This is a genomic window from Mycolicibacterium diernhoferi (genome assembly GCF_019456655.1).
In the GTDB taxonomy this organism is placed as follows: domain Bacteria; phylum Actinomycetota; class Actinomycetes; order Mycobacteriales; family Mycobacteriaceae; genus Mycobacterium; species Mycobacterium diernhoferi.
The window spans coordinates 2,210,779-2,225,456 of sequence record NZ_CP080332.1; the positions used below are offsets into that span (position 1 = coordinate 2,210,779).

General features: G+C 68.2%; 16 protein-coding genes. 10 read left to right on the plus strand and 6 right to left on the minus strand.

All coding sequences use genetic code 11. From position 1 onward, the window contains the following. The 3 genes from K0O62_RS10370 to K0O62_RS10380 all read left to right on the plus strand — a co-directional run bounded on the left by K0O62_RS10370 (position 1) and on the right by K0O62_RS10380 (position 2,164). Complete coding sequence (locus K0O62_RS10370) at positions 1–750, plus strand: Atu4866 domain-containing protein (protein ID WP_165636970.1); 750 nt, start codon at positions 1–3, stop codon at positions 748–750. A gap of 138 nt (positions 751–888) precedes the next feature. Next, complete coding sequence (gene nrdF, locus K0O62_RS10375) at positions 889–1,851, plus strand: class 1b ribonucleoside-diphosphate reductase subunit beta (RefSeq protein ID WP_073855924.1); 963 nt, start codon at positions 889–891, stop codon at positions 1,849–1,851. 142 nt (positions 1,852–1,993) lie between these two features. Next, the gene (locus tag K0O62_RS10380) at positions 1,994–2,164 is read left to right on the plus strand and encodes a hypothetical protein (protein WP_165636971.1); all 171 of its coding nucleotides are present in this window, start codon (positions 1,994–1,996) and stop codon (positions 2,162–2,164) included. Here the strand turns inward: K0O62_RS10380 and K0O62_RS10385 are convergent. Continuing rightward, the gene (locus tag K0O62_RS10385; protein ID WP_073855925.1) at positions 2,154–3,656 is read right to left on the minus strand and encodes a GAF domain-containing sensor histidine kinase; all 1,503 of its coding nucleotides are present in this window, start codon (positions 3,654–3,656) and stop codon (positions 2,154–2,156) included. The genes K0O62_RS10380 and K0O62_RS10385 overlap by 11 nt on opposite strands. 93 nt (positions 3,657–3,749) lie before the next feature. Between K0O62_RS10385 and K0O62_RS10390 the strand changes: the two genes are divergently transcribed. Beyond that, the gene (locus tag K0O62_RS10390) at positions 3,750–4,103 is read left to right on the plus strand and encodes a response regulator (RefSeq protein WP_073855926.1); all 354 of its coding nucleotides are present in this window, start codon (positions 3,750–3,752) and stop codon (positions 4,101–4,103) included. Between the two features lie 3 nt (positions 4,104–4,106). Here K0O62_RS10390 and K0O62_RS10395 read toward each other — a convergent pair whose 3' ends face one another. Further along, positions 4,107–4,760, minus strand: coding sequence for a response regulator (locus K0O62_RS10395; protein ID WP_073855927.1), 654 nt, complete (start codon positions 4,758–4,760; stop codon positions 4,107–4,109). Positions 4,761–4,959: 199 nt separating this feature from the next. On the opposite strand from K0O62_RS10395, the gene K0O62_RS10400 reads away from it, so the two are divergent. Next, positions 4,960–5,280, plus strand: coding sequence for a DUF3349 domain-containing protein (locus tag K0O62_RS10400; RefSeq protein WP_073855928.1), 321 nt, complete (start codon positions 4,960–4,962; stop codon positions 5,278–5,280). A 377-nt stretch (positions 5,281–5,657) separates the two neighbouring features. Here K0O62_RS10400 and K0O62_RS10405 read toward each other — a convergent pair whose 3' ends face one another. The 3 genes from K0O62_RS10405 to K0O62_RS10415 form a co-directional block, all read right to left on the minus strand. Next, entirely contained in the window at positions 5,658–6,707 is a 1,050-nt protein-coding gene (locus K0O62_RS10405) for an NAD(P)-dependent alcohol dehydrogenase (RefSeq protein WP_073855929.1), read from the minus strand. A gap of 154 nt (positions 6,708–6,861) precedes the next feature. Further along, entirely contained in the window at positions 6,862–7,137 is a 276-nt protein-coding gene (locus tag K0O62_RS10410; protein WP_073855930.1) for a YciI family protein, read from the minus strand. Between the two features lie 22 nt (positions 7,138–7,159). After that, positions 7,160–8,227: an iron-siderophore ABC transporter substrate-binding protein gene (locus K0O62_RS10415; RefSeq protein WP_073855931.1), complete on the minus strand. Its 1,068-nt coding sequence runs from the start codon at positions 8,225–8,227 to the stop codon at positions 7,160–7,162. 220 nt (positions 8,228–8,447) lie between these two features. On the opposite strand from K0O62_RS10415, the gene ctaD reads away from it, so the two are divergent. Both ctaD and serB read left to right on the plus strand, forming a co-directional pair. Beyond that, entirely contained in the window at positions 8,448–10,193 is a 1,746-nt protein-coding gene (gene ctaD, locus K0O62_RS10420; RefSeq protein ID WP_073856188.1) for an aa3-type cytochrome oxidase subunit I, read from the plus strand. A 52-nt stretch (positions 10,194–10,245) separates the two neighbouring features. Beyond that, positions 10,246–11,505 carry a phosphoserine phosphatase SerB gene (gene serB, locus K0O62_RS10425; RefSeq protein WP_073856189.1) on the plus strand — a complete coding sequence of 420 codons (1,260 nt, stop codon included), beginning with the start codon at positions 10,246–10,248 and terminating at the stop codon, positions 11,503–11,505. Here the strand turns inward: serB and yczR are convergent. Continuing rightward, positions 11,502–12,947 (minus strand): MocR-like transcription factor YczR, encoded by a 1,446-nt coding sequence (gene yczR, locus K0O62_RS10430; protein WP_073855932.1) that lies wholly within the window; start codon positions 12,945–12,947, stop codon positions 11,502–11,504. The two genes, serB and yczR, sit on opposite strands and share 4 nt — an antisense overlap. A 62-nt stretch (positions 12,948–13,009) precedes the next feature. On the opposite strand from yczR, the gene K0O62_RS10435 reads away from it, so the two are divergent. Genes K0O62_RS10435 through K0O62_RS10445 form a run of 3 tightly spaced genes read left to right on the plus strand, consistent with a single transcriptional unit; the run spans position 13,010 to position 14,678 of the window. Next, the gene (locus tag K0O62_RS10435; protein WP_097933399.1) at positions 13,010–13,162 is read left to right on the plus strand and encodes a hypothetical protein; all 153 of its coding nucleotides are present in this window, start codon (positions 13,010–13,012) and stop codon (positions 13,160–13,162) included. Beyond that, the gene (gene yczE / locus K0O62_RS10440) at positions 13,159–13,848 is read left to right on the plus strand and encodes a membrane protein YczE (RefSeq protein ID WP_073855933.1); all 690 of its coding nucleotides are present in this window, start codon (positions 13,159–13,161) and stop codon (positions 13,846–13,848) included. Before K0O62_RS10435 ends, yczE begins: the two co-directional genes overlap by 4 nt. Beyond that, entirely contained in the window at positions 13,815–14,678 is an 864-nt protein-coding gene (locus tag K0O62_RS10445; RefSeq protein ID WP_073855934.1) for an ABC transporter ATP-binding protein, read from the plus strand. The genes yczE and K0O62_RS10445 overlap by 34 nt, the downstream gene beginning before the upstream one ends.

Sequence of the window (14,678 nt, forward strand, 5' to 3'; positions counted from 1 at the left end):
ATGACCAACATCACTCGTCTTGCCCTGTCGGTGATCGGCGTCCTGGCCCTCACCGTGACGCTCGGATGTACTGCCAACGCCGAAAGTTTGGCTCCCACCGGCCAGCAGCAACGCAACGAGGAGGTGATCCGGGATGCCTTCGCGCTCGGGGTCGGCGACGACGACACCTTCTATGCGGTCCTCGCCGACGATGTCGAGTGGACGGTGGCCCGGGCCGGCGGGGCGTCCACCTATACCGGGCGCGCGGAATTTCTCCGCGACGGCGCCGCCCCGATCGTGTCCCGTCTCGACGGTCAGATCCACGCCGAGATCAGGGAACTGGTCGCCGCGGATGATGTGGTGGTCGCGTCGTGGCGTGGCACCGCCACCGCGCGCGACGGGCTCCCGTACGTCAACGAGTACGCCTGGGTGATGACCATGCGCGATGAGCGCGTGGTCCGGGTGACGGCCTACCTGGACCTGGTCGCGCTCGGTGAACTGCTGGAACGGGTGAGCCCGGACACCGCCGCCGGCCGTCCCTACCTCGGCATGTGGACGACCGCCGATGGTCGCATCCGCCAGGAACTGCGGCCCGACGGGCGCTACGACGAAGCGCGGGGCTCGCGGGAGAGCGCCTACACCGGGCGGTACGAGGTGCGGGGTGAGCGCATCGAGTACCGGGACGACTCCGGGTTCACCGCCGATGGGACGTTCGTCACCCCCGACGAACTGCACCACGGTGGCATGATCTTCTATCGTCAACCGCGCTGAACCGCGACACGCCAGACACAACATCTCGTATAGCCCGGCGATGTCGCACACCAGTTGTAGTGTTGGTGTCGCCCACGGGATATATCCTGGGGACAGCGCAAAATGCCAGGTGAAATGGGGTCCAAGGTGTCCGACGGAATGAAGCTGATCGATCGCGTATCGGCCATCAACTGGAACCGTCTGCAGGATGACAAGGATGCCGAGGTGTGGGAGCGCCTGACCGGCAACTTCTGGTTGCCCGAGAAGGTGCCGGTGTCCAACGACATCCCATCCTGGGGGACCCTCAACGAGCACGAGAAGCAGCTCACCATGCGCGTGTTCACCGGCCTGACGTTGCTGGACACCATCCAGGGCACCGTCGGCGCGGTCAGCCTGATCCCCGATGCGCTGACCCCGCACGAAGAGGCGGTCTACACCAACATCGCCTTCATGGAGTCCGTGCACGCCAAGAGCTACAGCAATATCTTCTCCACGCTGTGCTCCACCTCCGAGATCGACGAGGCGTTCCGCTGGTCGGAGGAGAACCCGAACCTGCAGCGCAAGGCGCAGATCGTGATGGACTTCTACAAGGGCGACGACCCGCTCAAGCGCAAGGTGGCCTCCACCCTGCTGGAGAGCTTCCTGTTCTACTCCGGCTTCTACCTGCCGATGTACTGGTCCTCGCGCGCCAAGCTCACCAACACCGCCGACATGATCCGGCTGATCATCCGCGACGAGGCCGTGCACGGCTACTACATCGGCTACAAGTTCCAGAAGGGTCTCGCCCTGGAGACCGAGGCCCGCAAGCAGGAGCTCAAGGAGTACACCTACGAGCTGCTGTTCGAGCTGTACGACAACGAGGTGGAATACACCCAGGACCTCTACGACGGCGTCGGGCTGACCGAGGACGTCAAGAAGTTCCTGCGCTACAACGCCAACAAGGCGTTGATGAACCTCGGCTACGAGGCGCTGTTCCCCAAGGACGAGACCGACGTCAACCCGGCGATCCTGTCCGCGCTGAGCCCGAACGCCGACGAGAACCACGACTTCTTCTCCGGCTCCGGATCCAGCTACGTGATCGGCAAGGCCGTGGTCACCGAGGACGAGGACTGGGACTTCTAGCCCGACCGGCGCTCATGGTTTGTTCTCGCTGATCAGCGGGCACTCTTCTTACCAAGTTCACGGCTTCTGTTGAGGATCCTCGCGGGTCCGTCACGCAAGCTGGGACGCAGACGGTTCAGAAGCGGGCCCGAGGGAGGACATCATGGTGGCGATCGCGATGGCGGACAGCAACGTCGTCGAACTCTCGGTACGCCGTGCCCGGCGCAACCTGCGGGCACTCAACGAGGCCAAGCACCGGCACCCGTCATACATCTCGCGCAACACCCCGGCGAAGGCACCCGAAGCCTGCCGGATCCTGCAGTTCAGGAGCTGACCGGGATCGACGCGGTGACGGTGGTGCCCACGTTCGGGGTGCTGAGGACGCGGAACTCCCCGGACAGCGCCTCCACCCGGTCCTGCAGGCCGATCAACCCGGAACCGCCCCCGGCCGCGGCCCCGCCGACACCGTCATCGCCTACCGAGAGCCGCAGGGCGCCGTCCTCGACGGCCGCGGTCACGGTCACCACCTCCGCTTCGGCATATTTCGCTGCGTTGGTGAGCGATTCGGCGACCAGGTAGTACGCGGCGACCTCCACGGATGCGGGCAGCCGTTCCTCGATCTGCAGATCCAACTCCACCGCCACCGGCGACCGGCGCGCGAGCGTGCGGATGGCCGGCACCAGCCCACCTTTGGACAGGATCGCCGGGTGCAGGCCGCGGGAGAGCTCCTGCAGGTCCGCGTAGAGCCCGGCAAGGCTGTCGACGGCGGCCGACAACTGGGCGCGCACCGGCCCCTCCGCCGCCGCCTCGGTGGCCCGTAATTGCAGGCTCAGCGCCACGATCCGCTGCTGGGCCCCGTCGTGCAGATCGCGTTCGAAACCACGGCGTGCCTCATCGGCGGCGGCCACGATGCGGGCCCGTGAGGCGGTCAGTTCCGTACGGGTCTCGGCGTTGGCGATCGCCGTCGACACCAGATCGGCGAAGTCACCGATGTGATCCTGAAACCGGGTCGAAAACGACTCCGGGCGACGGGATCCCACGATCATCGCGCCACGGACGACACCGCTCACGATCAACGGGGTGCCGGCGCCGGAACGTACCCCGAGCCCCTGCAGCCGTTCGGCGATAGGGCCGGACGCGGCACCGTAGTCGTCGATGTGCTCGGCGACGCCGGTCTTGCGAATGCGGGTGCTGATGCTGTCGCCGGTCAGCGGGAAGCGTTCCCCGACGAGCAGTGCAGCCCGAGTTTCGTCCCGGTCGCGGGAGGCCAGCACGACGCAGGCGTCGTCGGGATCGAAGCGCATCAAGGTCACATGGTCGGCGCCGAGACTGTCGCCGAGCTCGTCGACCGCCGCGGTGAACACCGCCGTCGGATCGGCGGACCGCGCGACCAGAGTGGCGACCCGGCGCAGCGCGGCCTGCTGCGCGGCGAGCCGGTCGGCGTGGCGTCTGCGCTCCTCGGCCTCGGCGGCACGCAGACGTGCCTGTCCGACAAGCACATTGGTCAACAGGGCCAGCGTCAGGAACACCGCCAGCGCCGGTGCCAGACTGTCGCGTCCCTCCAGGTGCAGGTACGCGTACACCGCCGCGCTGGCCAGCGATGTCGCGATGGCCAGCCCGAAATCCCAGCCCGCCGACACCACCAGCACCCCGAGCAGCAGCAGCGCGCCGAACGCGTTCTCCGGGGCAACCTGCTTGAGCGCGATCACCGCGCCGACCTCCGCGAGCAGGAAGACGATCGCGACCACGATGCCGAGGCCGAGGGGACGCGCGGTCGGGCGAACCACCTGGGCCAGCAGCCGATGAGGCAGTGTGTGCCAGTTCACCGGCTGATGGTAAGCAGACGAACCGCGCCGCGTCCGGTGAAGATTCCCGTTACCGGTAATGCCATCCCGGCCCGGCCCTGCCACTCTTGAGATATGAGAGTTCCGCGCTGCCTGATCGTCGACGACAGCGCCGCCTTCCGTGACGCCGCGCGCGCCATGTTGGAGCGCGGTGGCTTCGCGGTGGTCGGTGCGGCCGCGGACGCCGCCGAGGCGGTGCGCCTGACCGAGGAACTGCATCCCGATGTCGCGCTGGTGGACGTCGACCTGGGTGCCGACAGCGGGTTCGATGTCGCGGGCCGGCTGAACGCCGACCACAGCGAGGTCGCGGTGATCCTCACCTCCACCCACGATGAACAGGATTTCGCCGATCTGGTCGCGGCGAGCCCGGCGCGCGGGTTCCTGCCCAAGCTCACGCTGTCCGCCGAGGCGGTCCGCGAGTTGCTTTGAGCGTTAGCGGGATTCCAGGTACACGATGACCGCCCGCACCCGGCGGTGATCGTCACCGGTCTCCGGCAGGTCCAATTTGGTCAGGATGCTGCGCACATGCTTTTCCACGGTGCCCTCGGTCACCCACAGCCGGCGCCCGATACCCCCGTTGGACAGGCCCTCGGCCATCAGCGTGAGCACCTCGCGTTCGCGGGCGCTCAGCGCCGCCAGCGGATCGTCGCGCCGCCGCGCCGACACCAACTCGGCGACCAGGGCGGGGTCGATCACCGACGCCCCGTTGCTCACCCGGCGCAAGGTGTCCACGAAATCGTTCACATCGACCACTCGGCTCTTGAGCAGATACCCGATGCTCTGGCCGCCGGCCAGCAGTTCCATCGCGTGATCCACGTCGACGTGCGCGGAGAGCACCATGATGGCGACCTCCGGGGTGCGTTCGCGGATCACCCGCGCCGCGTCCAGGCCCTCGGTGTGGTGTTCCGGTGGCATCCGGATATCGGTGAGAACGAGGCCGGGCCGCTGCTCTTCGACGAGCCCGAGCAGTTCCTCGGCGTCGCCGGCCTGCCCGACGACCTGGAATCCCTCGCGCTGCAACAGGCTTGCCAGACCCTCTCGCAACAGCACGTCGTCGTCGGCGATGACCACCCGCAGGGCATCCATGCTGTCCTCCCGGCGCCGGTCTTTTCGGCGCGGATGCATTGTCGCACCTGGTAGGCGGTCTGCGTGTGGATGCGAGGCGGATTGGGGGTCAGCCGGTACCACGTGGTCGGGAAATCCGGCCGTGCGGAGTGCGGGCAACGCCGGTGACAGCGGGCGCGGGCGGTTTGGCAACGCCCGGCCGGGACGCGACACTGGGGGCATGCCTGTCACGACCTTGATGGCTTCGATCCTGAACTGGCTGCGCGCCGGCTACCCCGACGGGGTGCCCGGGCCGGACCAGGTCCCGCTGCTGGCCCTGCTGCGGGCCACTCCGCTGACCGAGGAACAGGTCCAGGAGGTGGTACGCAACATCGCCGAGGTCGCCGCCCCGGCCGACATCGAGGACCCGATCACCCGCGACGACATCGAAGCATCCATCTCCGAGCTGACCAACCACGACGCCGGCCCGGAGAACACCGCCCGGGTGGCCGCCCGGCTCGCCGCGGCGGGCTGGCCGCTGGCCGATCTGTCGGGGGAGTAGTCACCGGCCGTCCATGATCCACGGGCGCTCGTTGGCCTGCTGCCATTGCGGCAGTGCGGTACTCAGGGTGGCCATGGTCTTGAGGGCGACGAACACCCCGAACAGCGAACTCGGCGGTCATGAAGGCCGGCACGCCCAGGCGGCCGAAACCGATACTGCGCCAATCGACTTCGGCCATGTGTCCAACGCCGTTGTGGTTCAGCGGAAACACGATGACGCCCAGGAACACGCCGTGCACGGCGCAGAAACTCAGGCTGATGACACCGCAACTGGACAGGAACGTCGACAGCGGATCCGGTGCACGCGCAGACCGTCGCACGCCGCAACGAAAAACACCGGGTATCACTGGCAGTGATACCCGGTGTCGACGGTGACGGTCAGAGCGTGGCGATGTCGATGACGAAGCGGTAACGCACGTCCGAGGACAGCATCCGCTCGTAGGCCTCGTTGACGTAGGACGCCTCGATGACCTCGATCTCGGGGGTGACCCCGTGCTCGGCGCAGAAGTCGAGCATCTCCTGGGTTTCGGGGATACCGCCGATCATCGAACCGGACAGACTGCGGCGGCCGCCGGCCAGCGGGAACACCGGCACCGGCATCGGGTGCTCCGGGATGCCCAGCTCGACCAGGGTGCCGTCCACGGCCAGCAGGTTCAGGTAGTCGGCCATGTTGATGTTGGCCGACACGGTGTTCAGGATCAGGTCGAACTTGCCGGCCAGCTTGGTGAAGGTGTCCGGATCGCCGGTGGCGTAGTACTCGTCGGCGCCCAGACGCAGACCGTCCTCCATCTTCTTCAGCGACTGGCTCAGCACGGTCACCTGCGCGCCCATCGCATGGGCGAGTTTGACGCCCATGTGGCCCAGGCCGCCCAGGCCGACGATGGCGACCTTCTTGCCGGGGCCGGCGTTCCAGTGCCGCAGCGGGGAATACAGCGTGATGCCCGCGCACAGCAGGGGAGCGGCCTTGTCCAGTGGGATGCTGTCGGGAATGCGCAGCACGTAGTTCTCGTCGACGACGATGGCGGTGCTGTAACCGCCGTAGGTGGGGCTGCCGTCCCGTTCGGTCGAGTTGTAGGTGCCGTGCATGCCGTACTCGCCGGTGCAGTACTGCTGCAGGCCGGCCTGGCAGTTGTCGCATTCGCGGCAGGAGTCGATGAAGCAGCCGACGCCGACGTGATCGCCGACCTTGTACTTGGTGACCTCGGAACCGACTTCGGTTACCACACCGGCGATTTCGTGGCCCGGCACCACCGGGTAGTTGGGCTCGCCCCATTCGGCTTTGACGGTGTGCAGGTCGCTGTGACAGATGCCGGAGAATTTGATGTCGAACGCGACGTCGTGCGGGCCGACGTCGCGGCGCTCGATGGTGGACTTGAACAGTGGTGCGGTGGCCGACTCGGCTACGTATGCGGAAACAGTGGTGCTCATCGGATCAGTCCTTCATGCGTCATTTACGTTTACGTGCAGATAGGTGCATTCTCGTCCCGTAGCGGGCGAAAAGCAGCACGGGCGCAGCGCCGCGCCCGTGAAAAGCAACACCACAGCCCCGCGGGCTAATCCTGCGAGGTGGCGAGGAATCGGGTCAGAGCCCGGGCGCGCGGAATGCGCCGTTGAAGCTGACCCGGTCGTAGCGGGCGGCGCCGGCCGGGATGTAGGGATCGGTCGCGATGAGGGCGTCCGCCTCCTCGACGGTCATGTCCGAGGCGATCAGTACCGCCCCCTGTCCCGACTCGACTCGTCCGGCCAGAATGATGCGACCGGCCTCGACCTCGGCGGTCACCCATTCCAGGTGGGCCGGGCGGGTCTGGTCGACGACGTCCGCCGGCTGCAGGTAGGTGCTGGTGAATACGTGAAACACGCGTCGAAGGTTACCGTGCCGGTCAGTTGATCGGCGCGTTCAGCCAGCGCAGGTCCTCGATGATGCCGCGGGCGGCCACCACACCCTGGCCGGTCTGCCACACCTCGTTGTTCACCGCGAACACCCGGTCATCCCGGGTGGCCGACAATTTCCGCCACGCAGCACTGTTGAGCACCGCGGTGGCGCGCTCCTTGGCGGCCGGGCCGGTGAAGGACAGGTAGACGATGTCACCGTCGGCCGCGGACAGATCCGTCTCCTCGGTGAGGTTGCTGATGCTCACCTCGATGAAGGGCACGTCCGTAAAGCGTTGTGCTGCAGGACGATCCACCCCCACCGCGCGGAGGACCGTGGCCGGGAAATTCTCCGCGCCGTACACCCGCATGCTGTCCTCGGTGAACTGCACCACCGAGGCCTGGAAGTGGGTGGCGTCGGTGCGTTCGCCGGCCTCACGTGCCTCACGCTCGAAGCCGTCGAGCACCGCGTCGGCGGCCTCGGGGCGCCCGGTCGCCGCCGCGACGGCGCGCAGCGTGTTCTGCCAGTCGGCGGCGCTGCCGGTGAACACGGTGGGGGCGATCCCGGCGAGCGCGGCGTAGGAGTCGGGAGTCTGTGTCGCCGATCCGAAGATCAGGTCCGGTGCGGCGTCGGCGACCGCGGCCAGATCCGGGGCGTCGCGATCGCCGAGGCCGGCCGCGTCGTGCAGCACGGTGCCCAGGTACGAGGGCTGCGGGACCGTCGTCCCGACCACCCGGTCCTGCAGACCCAGCGCGCACAGGGCGTCCAGCTCGGCGAAGGACAGCGCCACGATGCGCTGTGGATCGCCGCGAACCTCGGTGCTCGCCGGGATCCCGGAGCCGGAGGCGTTACGCACCGTCCGCGGCGCGTCGGGGGAGACCGCGGGCGCCGGCGCGGCGGCGCACGACTCGTCGGGCCTGCGCTGATTACCCAGCACGCCGGCCCCGGCGATCCGGGTGGTGCTGGTGATCGGGGTCTGAGCCGACCCGGACGCGGCGGCGCCGGGATCGCTGTCCGGCGCGCCGCAGGCGGTCAACACGGTGAACGAGACGGTGACGCCTGCGAGGAGCAGGGCCATCCGCGCAGAGGGAAACGGCACGCCGCCGACGGTATCAATCCACCACCACCGTCGCCGCCGGGCCCGGCCCCGTATGCAGGCCGTTTCCGGCCGGTCAGGCCTGGACAGCGGGCCAATACGACACTTTGTAGGACACCGGTTCCACAGTCGGTTGCGAGGGGGATAGGATGCCCAACAGAGCATTGCCGGGATGGCCCGTCGACTTTTTATGGAGGATCTGTTGGTAGCCGAAGCGCCCCCAATCGGAGAACTCGAGGCACGGCGGCCTTTCCCGCAGCGGATGGGCCCCAAGGGGAACCTCATCTACAAGCTGATCACCACGACCGATCACAAGCTGATCGGCATGATGTACTGCGTCGCCTGCTTCATCTTCTTCTTCATCGGCGGCCTGATGGCCCTGCTGATGCGCACGGAGCTCGCGATCCCGGGTCTGCAGTTCCTGTCCAATGAGCAGTTCAACCAGCTGTTCACCATGCACGGCACGGTCATGCTGCTGTTCTACGCGACCCCGATCGTGTTCGGCTTCGCCAACCTGGTGCTGCCGCTGCAGATCGGTGCGCCGGACGTCGCGTTCCCGCGCCTGAACGCCTTCTCCTTCTGGCTGTTCCTGTTCGGCGCGCTGATCGCCATGGGTGGCTTCATCACCCCCGGTGGCGCCGCCGACTTCGGCTGGACGGCGTACTCGCCGCTGACCGACGCGATCCACTCCCCGGGCGCCGGTGGCGACCTGTGGATCATGGGTCTGGCCGTCGGTGGCCTGGGCACCATCCTCGGCGGTGTCAACATGATCACCACGGTGGTCTGCATGCGCGCCCCCGGTATGACCATGTTCCGCATGCCGATCTTCACCTGGAACATCCTGGTGACCTCGATCCTGGTGCTGCTGGCGTTCCCGCTGCTGACCGCCGCGCTGTTCGGCCTCGCCGCCGACCGCCACCTCGGTGCCCATATCTATGACCCGGCCAACGGCGGCGTCCTGCTGTGGCAGCACCTGTTCTGGTTCTTCGGTCACCCCGAGGTGTACATCATCGCGCTGCCGTTCTTCGGCATCGTCTCCGAGATCTTCCCGGTGTTCAGCCGCAAGCCGATCTTCGGTTACACCACCCTGATCTACGCGACGCTGGGTATCGCGGCGCTGTCGATCGCGGTGTGGGCGCACCACATGTACGCCACCGGCGCCGTGCTGCTGCCGTTCTTCTCCTTCATGACGTTCCTGATCGCGGTGCCGACCGGTATCAAGTTCTTCAACTGGATCGGAACGATGTGGAAGGGGCAGTTGACCTTCGAGTCACCGATGCTGTTCTCGGTGGGCTTCCTGATCACCTTCCTGCTCGGTGGTCTGTCGGGTGTGCTGCTGGCCAGCCCGCCGCTGGACTTCCACGTGACCGACAGCTACTTCGTCATCGCGCACTTCCACTACGTGCTCTTCGGCACCATCGTGTTCGCCACCTATGCGGGCATCTACTTCTGGTTCCCGAAGATGACCGGCCGGCTGCTCGACGAGCGCCTCGCCAAGCTGCACTTCTGGCTGACGTTCATCGGCTTCCACCTCACCTTCCTGGTGCAGCACTGGGTCGGTGACGAGGGCATGCCGCGTCGCTACGCCGACTACCTGCCCACCGACGGCTTCACCACGCTCAACGTGGTGTCCACCATCGGCGCGTTCATCCTCGGTATCTCGACGCTGCCGTTCGTCTGGAACGTGTTCAAGAGCTGGCGTTACGGCGAGCCCGTCGTGGTCGACGACCCGTGGGGCTACGGCAACTCCCTGGAGTGGGCCACCAGCTGCCCGCCGCCGCGGCACAACTTCACCGAGCTGCCCCGGATCCGTTCGGAGCGTCCGGCATTCGAGCTGCACTACCCGCACATGGTGGAGCGGATGCGCGCCGAGGCGCACATCGGCCGCGCCCACGGGCCGTCCGACGGGGATGTGACCAGGCTGGACGGCGAGAACGTCCGCACCTGATCCGGCTCCTCGGAAGAGCTCAGCTGATACGAGGCATCAAACGGAGGTGAGTGTGCCGACGGCCTCGCAGTCAGTCGACTCCTTGCGAAAGCGTTCATCGCTGCTGATCACCGTCACCGGCGTGGACCAGCCAGGCGTGACGTCCGCACTGTTCGAGGTGCTGTCACGGCACCGCGTGGAGCTGCTCAACGTCGAACAGGTCGTCGTCCGCGGCCGGCTCACCCTCGGTGTGCTGGTCTCGGTCGACACCCAGGTGGCCGACGGCGACGAGTTCGCCGCCGAGGTGCGGGCCGCCATCCAGGGGCTGGGCCTGGACGTGTCGATCGAGCGCAGCGACGACAAGCCGGTGATGCGGGAGCCCTCCACCCACACCATCGTGGTGCTGGGCCGCCCGATCACCGCCGAGGCGTTCGGTGTGGTGGCCCAGGAGGTTGCCGCGCTCGGGGTGAACATCGACTTCATCCGCGGGGTGTCGGACTACCCGGTGACCGGCCTGGAGTTGCGGGTGTCGGTGCCGCCGGGCGCCGCGTACGCCCAGCTGCAGACGACCATGGCGCGCACCGCGGTGGCACTCGGGGTCGATATCGCCCTCGAGGACTACAGTCTGTCGCGCCGGACCAAGCGGCTCATCGTGTTCGACGTCGATTCCACCCTGATCCAGGGCGAGGTAATCGAGATGCTTGCCGACCGGGCCGGCGCGCTCGCCGCGGTCGCCGAGGTCACCGAGGCGGCCATGCGCGGCGAACTGGACTTCGCCGAGTCGCTGCACAAGCGGGTGGCGACGCTGGCGGGATTGTCCGCCGAGGTGCTCGACGAGGTGGCCGAGCAGATCGAGCTGACCCCCGGTGCCCGGACCACCATCCGGACCCTGCGGCGGCTGGGCTATCACTGCGGCATCGTCTCCGGCGGATTCCGGCAGGTGATCGAGCCGCTGGCACATGAGCTGATGATGGACTTCGTCGCCGCCAACGAACTGGAGATCGTGGACGGCAAGCTGACCGGCCGGGTGATCGGCCAGGTCGTGGACCGTCCGGGCAAGGCCAAGGCGCTGCGCGATTTCGCCCAGCAGGTGGGCGTGCCGATGGAGCAGACCGTCGCCGTGGGTGACGGCGCCAACGACATCGACATGCTGTCCGCGGCGGGGCTCGGCGTGGCGTTCAACGCCAAGCCGGCGTTGCGCGAGGTCGCCGACGCCTCGCTGAATCACCCGTACCTGGACACCGTGCTGTTCCTGCTCGGCGTGACCCGCGCCGAGATCGAGGCCGCCGACGCGGTGGACGGCACCGCGCGCCGGGTCGACATCCCGGACTAGACGACGACGGCCCGGGTGTCCGGGGCCGCGGTCGTCCCGGTGATCGACCCCCACGCGCGGGCCATCAGGTCCACCGCCGCCTCCAGCTGCGGCTCGGGCAGCGCGTAGGGCACCCGGATGAACCGCTCCAGGGTGCCGTCGACACCGAACCGCGGCCCGGCGGGCAGATCCAGTCCCAGCCGCGACGCCGCCGCCGACAGGGCAGTGCTCATCGGCGCCGGCAGTTGCACCCACAGCGACATCCCGCCACGCCCCGGGCCCAGCCGCCACTCCGGCAACCGACGGGCCAGCAGCTCCACCAGGAATGCGCGCCGGGCGGCCAGCAGTTCGCGGCGCTCCGGCAACACCTCGTCGCGAATCTCCAGAAGCCTTGCGGCGGTCAGTTGTTCGAGGATCGGGGTGCCGAGATCCACCGAGCGGCGGATGGCCGCGACGGTGGCCAGCGCCGCGGGTTCGGCGCGGATCCAGCCGATGCGCAGCCCGCCCCAGAACGATTTGGACATCGACCCGATGGTGAGCACCAAGTCGTGGCGGGACGGTACCGCGGCGGCCAGCGGTGCCGGTGGCGGCGCGTCCAGCCACATGTCCATGATCGACTCGTCGATGATGGTTCGGGTCCGCGTCTCGGAGATGATGTGGCCCAGCCGGTTTCGTTGACCGGCGGGCATGGTGAACCCGGTCGGGTTGTGACTGTCGGGGATCAGGTAGGCCAGGGCGGGGGAGAGCTGGCGGATCGCGGCGTGCAGGTCGTCGAGTTCCCAGCCGTCGTCGTGCAGCGGTACCGGCACGGCGCGGGCCCCGGCGGTCGAGATCGCCGACAGGGCTCCGTGATAAGTGGGCTGCTCGACGAGCACCCGGTCACCCGGCTGGGTGAACGCGGCCAGGATCAGGCCGATCGCATGCTGGGCCCCGGTGGTGATCATGATCTGTTCGGGGTCGGTCAGAAGCCCTCGCGCGGTGTACCTTTCGGCCACCGCGGCGCGCAGCGCGCGCACCCCGGACAGTTCGTGGCCGACCTCGGCCAGATACGGGGTGATGTCGCGGGCGGCGTCGGCGAAGGCGTCGAGCACTGCGGCGCTGGGCGCGGACAGGGCGGCGGCGGCCAGGTTCACCGTCGTCGTGTCGGTGGCGGGCGGCAGGTCCGGCCGCGGCGGGAGTGCGGCGGTGCTGCGGGCGCCGCGCCGGGCGCGCAGGTATCCGTCCTCGCGGAGCGCGGTGAAGGCCGCGGTGACCGTGGTGCGCGACACCCGCAGGGCATCGGCCAGCGCACGTTCACTGGGTAGCCGCGAGCCCACCGGGATGCGGCCGTCGATGATGAGCAGCCGGACGGCGTCGGCCAGTCCGAGGTAGGCGGGTCCGGACGAACTGGATGTGCGCCAGTTGCCCAGATCGCGGGCCAGAAGGTCCACATCGAGGGCTCTGGTCCCCGCGTCGATAGACATAAAGGCCAGTATTTGCCAACTGGCTATTGAATGGCAAGCCACTTCGCGATGATCATCGAGTCATGCGTAAGAACTGGATGTCCCGAATGGCGGGCAAGTATCGGCGGGCCGGCACCTACGACCGGGCCGGATCCCGGACCGCGGAGAACGCCGATGCCCGGCGGATCCGCAGCGAACTGGACGCCATCCGCGCCCGATTCCCCGACCACGCGTGACGGCCGCTCTGCGGGGTGCGCTACTGCTCGCCGGCCTGTCCGGCTACGGCTTCTCGATGGCGATGATGGTGCAGGCCAGTTTGGGACTGGACCCCTGGGATGTGTTCCATCAGGGCCTGAGCCGGCACACCGGGATGACCATCGGCACCGCCTCGGCACTGGTGGGCCTGGCGGTGCTGCTGGCCTGGATCCCGCTGCGCAACCGGCCCGGCATCGGGACCATCGCCAACGTCATCGTCATCGCGGTCACCGTGGACATCGGCGTGGCGGTGCTGCCCGCCCCCGACGACATGGCGGTGCGGGTGCCGATGATGCTGGGTGCGGTCCTGCTCAACGCCGTCAGCACGGTGCTCTACATCGGCGCGGGCCTCGGCCCCGGGCCGCGCGACGGTCTGATGACCGGCCTGGTCGCGCGCACCGGCCGGTCGGTGCGGCTGATCCGCACCCTGATCGAGGCGACCGTGCTGACCGCCGGCTGGCTGCTCGGCGGCACCGTCGGCGTCGGCACCGTCATCTACGCCTTCGGCATCGGGCCGCTGGTGCAACTGATCCTTCGGTACATGCCGCGCCGGCTGCTGTTCCACGACTTCGGCGCGGCCGGGCGAGCGGGGCGAGACCGGGCGCCGGATCGCGCCGACACTACGATGAGCGGGTGCCCCCGACTGTCGCAGGAGACGATCACCTAGACGGCCCCGTTGCAGACCCGGACCTGCTGATCGATTTCGCCGAGGTCACCCTGCGCCGGGACGGCAAGACCCTCGTCGGGCCCATCGACTGGGCCGTCGAACTCGACGAGCGCTGGGTGGTGATCGGCCCGAACGGTGCCGGTAAGACCTCCCTGCTGCGGATCGCGGCCGCCATCGACCACCCGTCCTCGGGAACCGCGTTCGTGCTCGGCGAGCAACTCGGCCGCACCGACATGTCCGAGCTGCGGTCCCGGGTGGGGTTGAGCAGTTCGGCACTGAGCCAACGGATCCCCGACGACGAGATCGTGCGCGACCTGGTGGTGTCGGCCGGGTACGCGGTGCTGGGCCGGTGGCGGGAGCAGTACGACGACGTCGACTACGAGCAGGCCATCGACATGCTGGAGAGCCTCGGCGCCGAGCATCTGGCCGAACGCGCCTACGGCACGCTGTCCGAGGGGGAGCGCAAGCGGGTGTTGATCGCCCGCTCGCTGATGACCGATCCGGAGCTGTTGCTGCTCGACGAACCCGCCGCCGGCCTGGACCTCGGTGGCCGGGAGGAACTGGTGGCCCGGCTGGCCGATCTGGCCGCCGACCCGGACGCACCGGCCATCGTCCTGGTCACTCATCACGTCGAGGAGATCCCGCCCGGGTTCAGCCACTGCCTGCTGCTCTCGGAGGGCAGCGTGGTCGGCGCCGGCCTGCTCGCCGACGTGCTGACCTCGGAGAATCTGTCGACCGCCTTCGGGCAGGCGATCACCTTGGACTACCTCGACGGGCGCTACTTCGCCCGTCGCACCCGCACCCGCGCAGCGCACAGGAGGCGAGCATGA

Bases quoted from the DNA above. Each gene is read 5' to 3' on its own strand.
- K0O62_RS10370 (WP_165636970.1), top strand. From the start codon at position 1: ATGACCAACATCACTCGTCTTGCCCTGTCGGTGATCGGCGTCCTGGCC.
- nrdF (WP_073855924.1), top strand. From the start codon at position 889: ATGAAGCTGATCGATCGCGTATCGGCCATCAACTGGAACCGTCTGCAG.
- K0O62_RS10380 (WP_165636971.1), top strand. From the start codon at position 1,994: ATGGTGGCGATCGCGATGGCGGACAGCAACGTCGTCGAACTCTCGGTA.
- K0O62_RS10390 (WP_073855926.1), top strand. From the start codon at position 3,750: ATGAGAGTTCCGCGCTGCCTGATCGTCGACGACAGCGCCGCCTTCCGT.
- K0O62_RS10395 (WP_073855927.1), bottom strand. From the start codon at position 4,760: ATGGATGCCCTGCGGGTGGTCATCGCCGACGACGACGTGCTGTTGCGA.
- K0O62_RS10400 (WP_073855928.1), top strand. From the start codon at position 4,960: ATGCCTGTCACGACCTTGATGGCTTCGATCCTGAACTGGCTGCGCGCC.
- K0O62_RS10405 (WP_073855929.1), bottom strand. From the start codon at position 6,707: ATGAGCACCACTGTTTCCGCATACGTAGCCGAGTCGGCCACCGCACCA.
- K0O62_RS10415 (WP_073855931.1), bottom strand. From the start codon at position 8,227: ATGGCCCTGCTCCTCGCAGGCGTCACCGTCTCGTTCACCGTGTTGACC.
- yczR (WP_073855932.1), bottom strand. From the start codon at position 12,947: ATGTCTATCGACGCGGGGACCAGAGCCCTCGATGTGGACCTTCTGGCC.
- K0O62_RS10435 (WP_097933399.1), top strand. From the start codon at position 13,010: ATGCGTAAGAACTGGATGTCCCGAATGGCGGGCAAGTATCGGCGGGCC.